The organism is Prosthecobacter sp. (assembly GCF_020439865.1).
Lineage (GTDB): Bacteria > Verrucomicrobiota > Verrucomicrobiia > Verrucomicrobiales > Verrucomicrobiaceae > Prosthecobacter.
On sequence record NZ_JAGRPF010000086.1, the window covers coordinates 1 to 13,722 of the forward strand.

A 13,722-nucleotide genomic window follows, 5' to 3' on the forward strand; every position below is an offset into this window, starting at 1 on the left:
AGGCCCCAGCAGCCCGTCCTGCGGCACATGCTCGCGGATCACGGCGACCACCGCCCGCACACGCGTCTGCTTCTTGCCGCGCACCACCTGCATCATGCGCGCCAGATGCGGGTCCGGCTGGTAGTTGAGCCACCGCGCCTCCTTCAGCACCAGCTCCCGCTTCTCCGCTGACACTTTCGGCGCTCCGCGCAACACGCGCGACACCGTCATCAAGGAAACACCTGTGGCGAGGGCGATGTCTTTCAGTGTGGTCGGCATGGTGTTACCATAACACGCCAGCGACTCGTTCAATGGGCTAAATGCTCCGGTTCACTTCGTTTGGTTGCCCATCATGGTTCATCGATTCTTCCTTTCGCTTATGGCGCTTGCCTCGTTCTCCGCTTTCGCGGAGACGCCAGTTTTCGAAATGGCGCACACCTGGCAGGGTATCCCCGGGATCGAACGCACCGCGAAAGGCCGCGTGTTTGCATCCTGGTTTACGGGTGGTCCCAAAGAGCCCGCACCTGAGAACATGGTGCTGCTTTGCTACAGCGATGATCAGGCGAAGACCTTCACCACGCCTCAGGCGATGGGTTTGCCGAAGGGCGGCACGCGCTGCTTTGATCCTACGCTGTGGATCGATCCGAAGGGACGGCTTTGGTACATCTTCAATCGTGGCAACAAGGACACCGCGCAGCACGATGTGTGGGCGCGCATCTGCGATGATCCGGATGCCGCGCCGCCGGTGTTCGGCGCGGAGTTTCGCGTCGGCTACGAAGGGCCGTATGCCTTCCGCATGAACAAGCCGACGGTGCTTTCTTCCGGCGAATGGATCATGCCCGTCACGCACGCGGTCGAACCGATTGAGGACTGGTTCGCCGGTCCGAAACAGCTTCAGGGCGTCGGCATTTCGACGGACGGCGGCAAAACGTGGAAGCTGCACGGTGCGCTCGAAGCGCCGCATTGGGCGCTGGAGTGCATGATTACCGAACTGAAGGACGGCCGCCTTTGGCTGCTCACGCGCACGGGCGGCGGCTTCCTTTGGGAAAGCCATTCGGAAGACAAAGGACGCACGTGGAGCAAGGCAGTGCAAAGCACGATCACGAATCCCGGCTCGCGCTTTTTCATTCGCCGTCTCGCCTCCGGCAATCTGCTGCTCGTGAACCACTTCAAGTTCACCGGTCGCAGCCATCTCACCGCACAGATCTCCACCGACGACGGCGCGACGTGGAATGAAGGTCTGCTGCTCGATGAGCGCAATGGCGTGTCCTATCCCGACGGGGTGCAGGACAAAGACGGGCTCATCTGGATCACCTATGACCGCGATCGTCAGGGCTCAGGCGAGATCCTGTTGGCGAAATTCAAGGAAGAAGACGTTGTGGCCGGGAAGAACGTGTCTGGCGAGGTGACGCTGAAGCAGATCATCAGCAGGCTCGACAAGCCGAAGCTCCTCCCTGCGAACTGGGATCCGGCGCTGGCGGGCGACATCGTCATGCAACGTCTCATCAACACCTCTGCGCCTCGCGTGAAGGGTGCGCATGATGCGGAGTTTGTCTGTGTGGGCGAGCGTGCGTACATCGTCACGGAAGCCAATGACTTGAAGGCGGGCGAGAGCGCAGGGTGGCCGTTCATCTATGCCACGATGTCGATCGTGAATCTGAAGACACTCAAGCTGGAGAAGGTCATCGACTTCGCGCAGAGCGAGCAGGTGTTTGAGAACGTGACGCTCCCCGTCGGTGCGTGCTTCGTTCCGCGCATCGTGCAAAAAGATGCGAACACATTGCGCTGCTACTTCACTAGCGAAGATCCGGGCAAGCGGCAGTCGCAGATGTGGTATCGCGACTTCGATCTGAAGCGCGACGACTTTGCACCGACGATTCACAAGGCGAAAATCAAAACCGAGGCGGGAACGTTTGATTTCCAGCCGCAGTATTTTCATGCGGATGCCGCGGCGCAGGGCTTCGCCAGGAAGGCCAGCGACTCGTCCTTCTTCATCTTCGATTCCTTCAAGAAGTTCGAAGGCAAGCTCTACGTCGCCTTGAACAACTTCAGCGGGAAACAAAACGCGCTCGCGCTCGCGCATGATGATCTCATCACCTTCGAAGTCCTCGGCCACTTCAATGAGCCACAGGCTGAGCAGCTCAGCGAATCTGCGGTGAATCGTCTGCCCGACGGCACGTGGATGGCGATCTGCCGCAACGACAAGGGCAACTACCACTTCACCACCAGCGCCGATGGCAGAACGTGGAGCATCGGCACGGAACTGCCGCAGGTGCCGAACGGCGCGAACTCGAAGCCGACCTTCGACAAGTTCGGCGGCGTCTATTACCTCGGCTGGCAGGAGGCGACCAAGTTCCAAGGGGTGAATCGCAGCGTCTTCAATGTGGACATCTCGCGCGACGGCAAAACGTGGCAGCGCAAATACCGCTTCGAGACACCGAAGTCCTTCCAATACCCGACCTTCCACGAGCACGAGGGCGACATCTGGCTCGCCGTGACGCAGGGCGACAAGGACGCGTCGCGCAAAGAGCGCATCATGTTTGGCAAACTCGAGGTCGTCGGCGAGTTCGAGTCGCAGAAGGGTCAGAAGCGCATCGACTGGCCGCCACCACCCCCGCCCGCTCCTGCGATGATGAAACACGGCGTGAAGCTCTTCACCGATCGCGAGTATGTCATCGACCAAATGCCCGACGCGGTGCGTGATCTGCCGTTCCTGCGCACGAGCATCGAGAAGATAGATGTCGAAGTCTCCAAACCGGGAACGCTTTACGCGCTCACACCAACGATTCGACCCAAAGCGGCAAGTCAGGAGGATGCGCTGCAAAAAGCCGGTTTCACAAAGGTCGATGTACCCGAAACGCAGCTTTTCCCCGGCGAGATCAATCGCGTGAGCCTTTATCGCAAAGCCGTGAAGGCAGGAGAGCGGTTCAGCTTTCGGAAGCTGGTGCTGCTGATCGAGGGCGACGGCGCATCACTTCGCGAATTCAAACCTTGATCACAGACGGGCCACCTTGGTATCACCGGACATGCAGCGCTTCTTCAACTGGTTCAACAACCTCTATCCCGTGTGGCTCGTGAGCCTCGCGATCGTTGCGTTCTTCAAACCGCAGACGATGCTGTGGTTCGACAAGCCTTGGATTTTGTGGTCGCTCGCGGCATCGATGCTCGGCATGGGACTCACGTTGAGCCTCGATGACTTTCGGCGCATCGGCAAAATGCCGGGCTGCGTCGCGCTCGGCTTCGCATCGCAATACACGATCATGCCATTGTGCGGCTGGTTCGTGGGATGGCTGCTGAAGCTTGAGCCCGGCCTCGCCGTCGGCATCATTCTCGTGGCGAGCTGTCCGGGCGGCATGGCGTCAAACATGATCAGCTATCTCGCACGGGCGAATGTCGCGCTCTCGGTCATCCTCACGCTGTGCTCGACGGTGATGTCCTTTGTATTCACGCCGTTATGGACGGGCTGGCTCGCGGGGACGTATGTGCCGGTGGACAAGCTGGGGTTGTGTCTCTCCGCGTTGCAACTCGTCGTCGCACCCGTGATGCTCGGCGTGCTCATCCGGTGGAAGCTGCCGCGCACGGCGGATAAGATCGGTGCCTGTGGTCCCACCGTCGCGGTGATCGCGTTCACGCTGGTCACCGGTGGCATCGTGGCGGCGAGCGCGGAGGCCATCGCGGCGAACTTCGGCAAGCTCGCGCTCTCCGCCTTCCTCCTGCACATCTTCGGCTTCGGCGTTGGATACTTCGTCACCAAAGTCCTGCGCTATCCCGAGTCCGTGGCCCGAACCGTGAGCATCGAGGTCGGCATGCAAAACGGCGGCATGGCGGCATCGCTGGCGAAGCAGCACTTCCCCACCATGCCGCTCGCCGCCGCGGCCTCCGTCTTCAGCGGAGTCATGCAAAACATCGTCGGCGGTCTCATCGCCTCCTGGTGGAAACGTCGTTCTGTCGAATGAGCCGTCGTGACATCTACTACTGGAAATGTGATCGACCCGCGGCGTTTCATGGAACGCAAACGCGAGGTGAATCCGATGCGGAAATCGAGCGACAGCTTCGCGAGGACTTGCGGCAGCACTTTGATGCCAAAGCAGTCACGCTGAGCGCTGGAGCCGGGCAGGGCAATCACCTCACCTGGTACGCCGACGTGGATGGCCGGACGATGTTTGTGCGTGTCGAGAACGGTCCGGAAAAAGATGGTCAACTTGCCGTGGAGTCGGAGTTGTTGGATCGCGTGCGTGCTGCGGGCGTCCTGACGCCGCGTGTGTTTGGCTGTGATGCCACGCGCAGCCGCGTGCCGTTCGCGTGGCAGGCTCTGGAGCGAATTGCGGCGCCCGATCTCAATCACTGGTTCAAGCGGGGGGCACTCTATGTGTCTCGCATCGCCTTCGACATCGGCGTGGCCGTGGCGAAGTGGCAGTCGATCACGTTGGAGGGCTTCGGCGTGCTCGATGAATCCTTGCGAGGTTATCACACGACGTATGCCGACTACTTCCGCCTGCGGCTCGATGAACATCTCGACTTCCTTGTCACGCGAGGATTCTTGAACAGAGAGCAGCGTGATGAAATCGCCGCCGAGATCCAAAATCATCAGGCGCTGCTTCAACTCGACCGTGGTTGCCTCGTGCACAAAGACCTCGCGCTTTGGAACATCCTCGGCAGCGAGAGTCAGATCGCCGCCTTCATCGACTTCGACGACGCGATCAGCGGCGATCCGATGGACGACCTCTCTTTGCTCGCGTGCTTTCACGACGAGGACTTCCTGCGATGCGCTTTCGATGGGTATCAAAGTGTTCGCCCATTGCCGGAGCATCATCTGCGTCGCTTCTGGCTGCATTTGCTGCGGAACATGATCGTGAAGGCTGTCATCCGCGTCGGTGCGGGTTACTTTGATCGCGACAGCGGCTTTTTTCTCATCGGCAGCGGTTCCTCGGGCGCGAGTTTGCGCGCATTCACGCTCGCACGGCTAGCGCTCGCATTGCGCGGCTTGCGGGAGGGCTGCGGCCTCGACATTCTCCAACCATGAAAAACCACATCGGCACCTTCATCTCCATCGGATCACCCGCGGTCACCGAGCTCGCGGCGGAATGCGGCTTTGACTGGGTCCTCATCGATCTCGAGCACGGCTGCGAATCCGAGGCCGCGCTGCCGAATCAATTGCGCGGTCTGCGCGGCAGCCAGACGCTCGGCATCGTGCGAGTGAGCGCGCCGCATCCCGATTTGATCAGCCGCGTGCTCGACTGGGGCGCGGACGGTATCATGGTGCCGCACGTGGACACCGTGGCGCAGGCGGAGCATTGCGTGAAGTCGGCCTACTATCCGCCCAAGGGAACCCGTGGTGTTTCACGCACGGTGCGCGCTTACGGCTACGGCATGCGTCTTCCCGGCGATGAGATGCCCAAGCCGATCATCCTCGCGCAGATCGAGACGGCGGAAGGCGTGTCGAACGCGGACGCCATCGCCGCCGTGGAAGGCATCGACGCTTTGTTCATCGGTCCCGCTGATTTGTCCTACGATCTCAAAGCGCGGAAGTCGCCGCACAGTTATGACGATTGCGTGAACACGATCGTGAAAGCCGCCAAAGACCACGGCAAAGGCTGCGGCATTCTCGTTCGTCACATCGACGACAAGGAGAAGCTCAAGGCGCTCGGCTTCACCTGGACTGCCATGGATTCCGACCTCTCCCTCGTGCGCGAGGGCTTCAGGCGGAACCTCGAGACGGCACGGGCGTGGTGAAATTGTCCGACTTTTCCCTTTGAATCGGCGATTCCGGCCTAACCTCGCCTCCCCATGACTGCATCCCCCCTCATCCAATCCAAGATTATCGAGCTTTGCGAAGCCCTCGTGGCCGACGGCGAAGTGAAAAGCGCCCGCATTCAAGCAGAGGCCTTTCTGGCCGACGAATCAGCAATGGCGCTCTATCGCGAGATGGCCACGCTGGGCCGTTCATTGCATCAGAAGCAGCATCAGGACGAAGAGCCGACCGCCGATGAGATCAGCCGTTTCAACGCGCTGCAGGATCGCTGCGAGGGCAATGAGATCATTGCGGGCTTCCTCGGCGCGCAAAACGTGCTCAGCGGCGTGGCCGAAGCGGTGAACACCTTTGTCGGCAAGAGCCTCGAAAGCGGCCGTGTGCCATCTCCCGAGGAGATGGTGAAAAAGGGCGGCTGTGGTGAAGGCTGCGGATGCCATCATTGATCGGAGCCATGAGAGTGTTCGTCCTCTTCGCTGCGCTGCTGGTCTGGACCTCGTCGTTTGCGGGCAAACCCCAGACGGTTCGCCTGCTTACCATCGGCAACAGCTTCTCCGCGAACGCGACACATTACCTCAGAGACCTCGCGAAGGCGGGCGAGCATACACTTGTTCACAACTCGCTCGTCATCGGTGGCGCGTCGTTGCAGGTGCATGCGGACAAGGCGAAGCTCCACGAGGAGAAACCGCAGGACAAGGCAGGGCTATATACCAGCGGTCGCGGCTTGAAGGAAAACCTCGCGCTCGACAAGTGGGACTACGTCACAATCCAGCAGGCGAGCATCAAGAGCCACGACTACGCGACCTACCAGCCGTATGCGGGCTTCCTGCATGATTACATCGCCAAGCACGCGCCGCAGGCGAAGCTGCTCGTGCATGAGACGTGGGAGTATCGCGTGGACGATCCGCGTTTCTCTGTTAAGGAGCCCAAGCCTGGCGAACCGAAGACGCAGCAGGCGATGTACGATGGACTGCGTGCTTCCTATGAGAAGCTCGCGTCGGAATACGGCGCGCGCATCATTCCGACTGGCGACGCCTTCCATCTCGCGGACACGGATCCGAAGTGGGGTTACAAACCCGATCCGAAGCCGTTCAATTCCAAAACAGCGAAGCAACCCGAACTGCCCGACCAGACCCATTCGCTGCACGTCGGCTGGCGCTGGTCGAAGTCGAAGGACGGAACGAAGATCACTCTCGGCCTGGACGGCCATCACGCGAACATGGCGGGCGAGTATCTCGGCGCCTGTGTCTGGTATGAGGTGCTGTTCGGCGACAGCGTGATCGGAAACAGCTACATCCCGAAAGGCCTCGACGCCGACTTCGCCCGCTTCCTGCAGGAGACGGCACACCAAGCGGTGCAGGCGCGGATGAAATGATGTCCAAAAGGCGGGCGTTGCATCCTTGTGGAAGCCATGACACGCATCGCCGCCTTTCTCCTCGCCTTCAGTTTGTCTGCGCATGCCGCCACGGAGGCGGATGTGATTGTGTATGGGGCCACGCCGGGAGGTTTTTGCGCGGCAATCGCCGCGGCGCGTGAAGGTTCCTCGGTCATCTTGCTTGAGCCGACGGCGCATGTGGGCGGTGTGAACACGGGCGGCCTGTGCTTTTCCGATTCGAATCAAACGGTGCGCAGCACCGTGATGGGACTCTTTGATGAATGGCACGCACGCGTCGAGAAGGACTATCAGCAGCGCGGTGTGAAACTGCCTTATCAGGTCAGCGTGAAGGACCACACGCACTGGACTTATGAACCGCATGTGGCGGCGAAGATCACGCAGGAGATGCTCGATGAAGCGGGCGTGAAGGTGCTGACGAAGCGTGTGTTGAAAAGCGTGGTCAAAAGCGGCACACGCATCACGCAGATCGCGACGAGAGACGGCGACTTCACCGCGAAGGTGTTCATCGACGGCACTTATGAAGGCGATCTGATGGCGGCCTCGGGCGTGAGCTGGACGATTGGCCGCGAAGGGCGGAAGGAGTTCGGCGAACCGCTCGCCGGAAAGCAGTATCCGAAGGCGAAGATGGCGATGTCCGGTATCGACGCCGATGGCAAGCCGCTACCGTTCATCACGACGACGGACGCCGGTCCGGAGGATGAGGGCGACAGAAACGTGATGGTTTACAGCTTCCGTCTCTGCGTGACGAAGGATGCCGCGAACCGCGTGCCGTTTCCGGAACCCGCGAACTACGATCCGGCGCGCTTTGAAATCCTGCGGCGCTACTTCGCGCAGGAGAAACGTCCGCATCTGCTGTGGGATCTGTATCCGCTGCCGGGGAACAAGTTTGATGCGAACAACGGCATCGGAAAACAGTTCTCCATGGGCCTCGTCGGTGCCTGCAATGGCTGGAGTGAGGCGAATGAAGCGGGACGCGCGAAGATCTGGGAGGCGCACAAGCAGTACACCCTCGAGATGTATCACTTCCTCACCACAGACGCCGCTGTGCCTGCGCACATTCGCGAGGAATACGCGCAACTCGGCCTCTGCCGTGACGAGTTCCCCGCCTACGATCACTGGTCGCCTCAACTCTACGTCCGCGAAGGGCGGCGCATGATCGGCGAATACATCATTTCGCAGAGGGACATCATGGATGATCCAAAGAAGGACGATCCCATCGGCGTCTCGTCATTCCCCGTCGATTCGCACGACTGCCAGCGCGTCGGCACGAATGAGTTCGTCGTCGATGAAGGCACGATCATGCCGCAGCGCATGGCCGGACGTCGCCACGGCTATCCGTATCACATTCCGTATCGCGCGATTCTGCCGAAGGCGGCCGAGTGTGACAATCTGCTCGTGCCTGTGGCGCTGTCATGCACGCATGTGGGCATTTCGTCGATCCGCGTGGAGCCGACATGGATGATCCTCGGCCAGAGCGCGGGCATCGCCGCCGCTTTGAGTGCGAAACAGAATCTCGCGGTGCAGAAGCTGCCGTATCCGGCACTGCGTGAGCGATTGCTGGCGCAAAAGCAGGTGCTGGAGCTGCCCGTGCTGCCGGACCTTCCGCCCGAGCCGAAAGGCACGGTGAGCATCGATCCCAAAACGCTGCCTGGCATCGTGCTCGATGACGCGCAGGCGGAACTCAAGGGCCCGTGGAGCCGTTCGTCCAACTTCAAGCCGCACATCGGCACCGGCTACGTGCACGACGACAAGCGAGGCGATGGCCAGTCCCTCGCCATCTTCCATTTCAAGGCACCCAAATCCAGCCGCTACGATCTGCGCATGGCCTACTCCGCGCACGAGACACGGGCGACGAAGGTGCCGGTGACGATTCAAAACGGCGAACGCAAGATCGAGATCACCGTCGATCAAACCCAGCCGCTACCCGCCGGCGAAGCGTTTCGCAGCATCGGCAGGGTCGAGCTCGACGGTGGAACCGAGACGACCATCACACTCAGCAACACGGGCACCGATGGCTTCGTCATTCTGGATGCGCTGCAACTTCTTCCGATCAATAACTGACTCATGCACACCCGCCGTCACTTCATCGCCTCCATCACCGCCGCGCTCGGCGGTTCCGTTTTCGCTGCTGATGGCAAACCGAAGACCATCGTGCTGCAGTCCGCGTGGGACACGGTGAACATCGGTGACATCGGCCACACGCCGGGAACGCTGCGCGTGATTGAGGAGCATCTGCCGCAGGTGAACGTGGTGCTGTGGGCGATGAAGCTGGATGAACGTGTCACGGCGATGCTCAAGGCGCGCTTCCCGAAGGTGGAGATTCTTCAGGGCAAGATCGACGGCAAAGGTGAGAAGGATCTCAAACTGCAGGAGGCGATCCAAAACTGCGACCTCTTCATCCGCAACTCCGGCATGGGGCAGGACCTCAGCTACATGAAGTTCTGCACGAAGCACGGCAAGCCCTACGGCCTCTTCGGCCAGTCCTTTTTCCCCACGATGGTCCAGGGCGAAGGAGCGGCGGAGCGCATTGAGCTGCTCAATGCGGCGTCGTTCATCTACACACGCGAAACGAAGACGCTGAACATCCTCAAGAACGCCGGGATCAAGACACCGGTGCTCGAATTCGGACCCGACGGCTGCTTCGGCATCGACGTTCGCGACGACGAGCGCGGACTCGCGACGATGAAGAAGCTCGGGCTGCAGGAGAAGAAGTTCATCACCGTTCAGATCCGCACCAATACCCCCAAGGCTCCGGGCGTGGATGATCCTCGCCCAGAGAAACTCAATCCGCTGCATCCCACGCCGCAGCAGATCGCCGATGACGAACGCCGTGCGGCGAAGTATCGCGAACTGGTGACCCGCTGGGTCAAAAAGACCGGCGGCAAGGTGTTGATTTCGCCGGAGACCATCAAGGAGATGGGCCACAACAAACGCCTCATCCACGACCCGCTGCCGCCGGAGATCCAGAAGCACGTGGTGAACCTTGAATACTTCTGGAACGCCGATGAAGCGGCCTCGATCTTCGCCCGCGCCCACACCATCGTCTGCCACGAGCCGCATTCACCCATCATCGCGCTCGCGAACGGCACGCCGATCATTCACACCTACTCGGAGTTTCATTCGCCGAAATGCTGGATGTTCAAGGACATCGGTCTCGGCGAATGGCTGCTCGAAATGGATGAAACGCCGGTCGAGAAGATGGTGGAGACGCTGTTCGCCATCGACGACGATTATCCCGCCGCGCAAGCCAAGGTGAAGAAAGCCATGGCCTACGTGCACGAGTGCTTCGCGAAATCGATGAAGCATGTAAAGGGCGTGCTGGGCGCCTGAGTTCACGTGTTCGCGGATTGATCTTGCCACGGTCGCGGCTGGATGGTGTTCTATCCGACTGCGATGAACCCAAGCGCCACCTCACGCCTTTTCTTCTGGTCCCTCGTTTCGGCGCTGGCTGGGTTTTTGTTCGGCTTCGATACGGTGGTCATCTCGGGTGCGGAGAAGACGATCCAGTCGCTCTGGAGTTTGAGCGACGGTCTGCATGGCTTTGCGATGGCCTCGGCGCTTTACGGTACGGTCATTGGTTCTTTGTGCGGCGGGTGGCCGACGGATCGTTGGGGGCGCAAGAGGACGCTCATTTGGGTGGGCGCGCTGTATTTCGCTTCGGCGGTGTGGTCGGGGCTCGCGCCGGATGTGTGGTCACTCATCGTCGCGCGGTTCATTGGCGGACTTGGCGTGGGCGTGTCTACGGTGGCCGCGCCGCTCTACATCGCGGAAATTTCGCCGCCGGAGCGTCGCGGACGGCTCGCCGGCATGTTTCAGTTCAACATCGTCTTAGGCATCCTCGTCGCCTTCCTGTCGAACTACCTGCTCGGCGGCATCGGCGCGAATGCCTGGCGCTGGATGCTCGGCGTGGAGGCGGTTCCTGCACTGCTCTACACGCTGATGTGCTTCACGCTGCCGGAGAGCCCGCGCTGGCTGCTGACGCGAAAGAACGACCGCACGCAGGGCCTCGCGGTGCTGCGCCTGATCCAGCCGGAGGCGGACGAGCCGGCCATTCAGGCGCAGGCGGATCACATCACCTCCGCCGCGAAAGCGACCGACACCGTGGCGCATGCGTTCTGGAGCCGGCGTCTCCGCGTGCCCATCCTGCTGGCCTTCCTGATCGCATTCTTCAACCAGCTCTCCGGCATCAATGCGGTGCTCTATTTCGCGCCGCGCATCTTTGAACTCACCGGACTCGGCGCGGAGGCCGCGCTGCTGCAGTCGGTCGGGATCGGTGTGGCGAATCTTGTTTTCACCTTCGCCGGTTTGTGGCTCATCGATCGTCTTGGGCGCCGCGCGCTGCTTTACATCGGATCGTTTGGCTACATCGCGTCTCTGGGGCTGTGCGCGTGGGCGTTTTTCACCGAGCACTACGCCATCGTGCCCGTGTGCATCTTCGCGTTCATCGCCGCGCATGCCATCGGCCAGGGCGCGGTGATCTGGGTGTTCATCGCGGAGATCTTTCCGGACCAGCATCGCGCGGGCGGGCAGTCGCTCGGCAGCTTCACGCACTGGATCTTCGCCGCGCTGCTCACCACCTTCTTCCCGAAGATGGTCTCCGCTTTTCCTCCCGGATGGGTGTTCCTCTTCTTCTGCGGCATGATGGTCCTGCAACTCGTCTGGGTGAAGCTTATGGTGCCCGAGACGAAGGGCGTGCCGCTTGAGGACATTGAGAAACAGCTGGGCATCGTGTGAGTTTGACTTCTCATTCACCAAGTCACAGACTGGGGAGTGGTTGTCGGAAACTTCGGATGAACGGACAGCACGGTCAAAACTCCGTGTGAACCGAGTCTCAACGCCTCCTCACGAAGGATCAAGTCTCGGTGTCCACCCATCGCAACCCGCTCAAAGCAGAAGTTTGCGCTCAAAACAGAATCGTGGACCTCTAACGAAGAATGACTACCCGCCAGTGCAGCCGCAGTTGCACAGTCTGGCGGCAACTGAGAAACCTTATCTAGCTTCCATTTCCGAAACTGGTGCTGATAGAAAAAGGCATCTTGGATCCGCCGCCAACTAATTTGCTCATCCTTCCAATAAATCAGAGCAACTACTTCAGTTCGATGTTCACCGTATCGAATGGCCGTGCTCAAGATGGATGTCTTGAACTGCTCTTTGAGGCTCAAGGCTGCTTTGATGGGTGTGGCCGAAACTAGTTTCTTGGCTGCCAACTCGAACCTGCGGGCAGGCATGAGAAGATTAGACGCAAAGAGATCCGCCTCAAATTCTTCGTCATCCTCGGCTCCATCGAACATTCCGCAACGCGACGAGTGGGCTGCTGTGCCATTCATTAATGCCAGCCGATGCTCAGGAATAAGCAGGTGCCCGAGCTCATGGGCCAATGTGAATCGCGCACGTGCAGTCCCTTTTTCGTTGCCGCGGTCAATATTACAGAATGCAGCAAACTTTCCGGCCTTAAACTCAAGCATTCCATCAAATGTTCCTTCGCCATATGAGCCAAAGATCACTGGCACTTCTTCGTTTGAGAAGATCGCAAGCGGGTCCACTGCTCCAGATGGGCAGGCCTCGTCAGCGTGCATTTCCGCGAGTTCTACAATCTCGCACTCGCGTTCCCTTGATAATTTGTTCGAGCGGACAGGCATCGGTTAGTCCCGATTTTCCATTGCGTCTCTGTCAGCCTCCATTTTCTTAATGATCTCTGGTGGAAGTTCTTTTCCGTTTCGTGCGGCGCGCGCGAGACCAGACATGGCACTACTAATGAATGGCTTTTGGTGAATCGACGCCTTCTTTGTCGATTTTCCATGAATCTGATCAAGCAAGCGCTGAAAAGAAGGAACTGAAGTGCTGGCGATTTCCGCAGCGTACGTCTGTTCGACGAAAGCTACAGCGTCCTCGTTTGTGGGGAGCAAATGACCGCTTTGCATCAAGGCTTGGCGGATCTCGGCGTCGGTGATTGTGGGCATGGTGAGCGGGTGAATGAGAATTAGCGGGATTCTTGGGCGCGAAGTTTGTCCAACGCTCTCTTTTTGCGTTGCCGCAGGGCTGTTGCGGTGAGTCCGTAGCGTCTCATAAGGCCATCGCGTACTTCGGAAGGCACATTTCCACCGTCTTCGCCAAGAGCACCGTAGTAAGCGTAGGTGCGTATGATATCGCCATCCTGTTCATTGAGTGCGACGAACGCTTCGTCAATTTTTCGCAAGGTGCTCGTTTTTACATACGGGGCAGCCTCATCATCGAGTGGATTCTCCGGAAGGTTTTCCACAGCATCGGTGAGAAGTGCGACCTGGTTCTTTACCAAACGCAGTTCGTCATGAAAGAGATTTGTTGCTATCTCCATGAGCCAGCTCCGCACTTGCTGTCTTTGCCGGTCAGCGTCATTTCCACTCTGGTCTTTGAAGCCTCCTGCATGGCGAAATGCCTTCTCGAAGGTGTCCAGGGTGAGTTGCTCGGGGTCGATTGCAGGATACGAGGCTGCCAATGTCTTGAGTCGATTCACAACAAATCTAGCATGCCGTTCGTAAAGCTTACCAAGTGCGGAATTCGCCTCCTTGACATCGACTTCCGCATACAGACCGATCGCACACAGGAGGTCGAGGTCTGA

Annotated in this window: 12 protein-coding genes and 1 pseudogene; 9 read left to right on the forward strand and 4 right to left on the reverse strand. The window is 59.6% G+C overall.

The window, feature by feature from the left end:
* A partial coding sequence (locus KDL09_RS09635) for a LacI family DNA-binding transcriptional regulator (protein WP_294384272.1) occupies positions 1 to 258 on the reverse strand: 258 nt, incomplete at its 3' end.
* A 73-nt stretch (positions 259 to 331) separates the two neighbouring features.
* On the opposite strand from KDL09_RS09635, the gene KDL09_RS09640 reads away from it, so the two are divergent.
* The 9 genes from KDL09_RS09640 (at position 332) to KDL09_RS09680 (ending at position 11,858) form a co-directional block, all read left to right on the forward strand.
* The gene (locus KDL09_RS09640) at positions 332 to 2,974 is read left to right on the forward strand and encodes a sialidase family protein (RefSeq protein WP_294384273.1); all 2,643 of its coding nucleotides are present in this window, start codon (positions 332 to 334) and stop codon (positions 2,972 to 2,974) included.
* Between the two features lie 31 nt (positions 2,975 to 3,005).
* Positions 3,006 to 3,935 (forward strand): bile acid:sodium symporter family protein, encoded by a 930-nt coding sequence (locus KDL09_RS09645; protein ID WP_294384275.1) that lies wholly within the window; start codon positions 3,006 to 3,008, stop codon positions 3,933 to 3,935.
* Positions 3,932 to 5,002 carry an aminoglycoside phosphotransferase family protein gene (locus KDL09_RS09650; protein ID WP_294384277.1) on the forward strand — a complete coding sequence of 357 codons (1,071 nt, stop codon included), beginning with the start codon at positions 3,932 to 3,934 and terminating at the stop codon, positions 5,000 to 5,002. The genes KDL09_RS09645 and KDL09_RS09650 overlap by 4 nt, the downstream gene beginning before the upstream one ends.
* A complete protein-coding gene (locus KDL09_RS09655; RefSeq protein WP_294384278.1) occupies positions 4,999 to 5,712 on the forward strand; it encodes an aldolase/citrate lyase family protein in 714 nt (237 codons plus the stop codon). Before KDL09_RS09650 ends, KDL09_RS09655 begins: the two co-directional genes overlap by 4 nt.
* A gap of 54 nt (positions 5,713 to 5,766) precedes the next feature.
* Entirely contained in the window at positions 5,767 to 6,174 is a 408-nt protein-coding gene (locus tag KDL09_RS09660) for a YlbF family regulator (protein WP_294384280.1), read from the forward strand.
* An 8-nt stretch (positions 6,175 to 6,182) separates the two neighbouring features.
* The gene (locus KDL09_RS09665; RefSeq protein ID WP_294384281.1) at positions 6,183 to 7,103 is read left to right on the forward strand and encodes a DUF4886 domain-containing protein; all 921 of its coding nucleotides are present in this window, start codon (positions 6,183 to 6,185) and stop codon (positions 7,101 to 7,103) included.
* Between the two features lie 36 nt (positions 7,104 to 7,139).
* Entirely contained in the window at positions 7,140 to 9,185 is a 2,046-nt protein-coding gene (locus KDL09_RS09670; protein ID WP_294384283.1) for an FAD-dependent oxidoreductase, read from the forward strand.
* Positions 9,186 to 9,188: 3 nt separating this feature from the next.
* Complete coding sequence (locus KDL09_RS09675) at positions 9,189 to 10,454, forward strand: polysaccharide pyruvyl transferase family protein (protein ID WP_294384285.1); 1,266 nt, start codon at positions 9,189 to 9,191, stop codon at positions 10,452 to 10,454.
* A 63-nt stretch (positions 10,455 to 10,517) separates the two neighbouring features.
* Positions 10,518 to 11,858 carry a sugar porter family MFS transporter gene (locus tag KDL09_RS09680; protein ID WP_294384286.1) on the forward strand — a complete coding sequence of 447 codons (1,341 nt, stop codon included), beginning with the start codon at positions 10,518 to 10,520 and terminating at the stop codon, positions 11,856 to 11,858.
* A 14-nt stretch (positions 11,859 to 11,872) separates the two neighbouring features.
* Here the strand turns inward: KDL09_RS09680 and KDL09_RS09685 are convergent, their stop codons facing one another.
* The 3 genes and pseudogenes from KDL09_RS09685 to KDL09_RS09695 form a co-directional block, all read right to left on the reverse strand.
* Positions 11,873 to 12,763, reverse strand: a complete 891-nt coding sequence (locus tag KDL09_RS09685) for an ImmA/IrrE family metallo-endopeptidase (protein WP_294384287.1) — start codon at positions 12,761 to 12,763, stop codon at positions 11,873 to 11,875.
* Positions 12,764 to 12,766: 3 nt separating this feature from the next.
* Positions 12,767 to 13,084 carry a hypothetical protein gene (locus KDL09_RS09690; RefSeq protein ID WP_294384288.1) on the reverse strand — a complete coding sequence of 106 codons (318 nt, stop codon included), beginning with the start codon at positions 13,082 to 13,084 and terminating at the stop codon, positions 12,767 to 12,769.
* A gap of 20 nt (positions 13,085 to 13,104) precedes the next feature.
* Positions 13,105 to 13,722 (reverse strand): annotated as a pseudogene (locus KDL09_RS09695) (hypothetical protein); the annotation flags it as partial.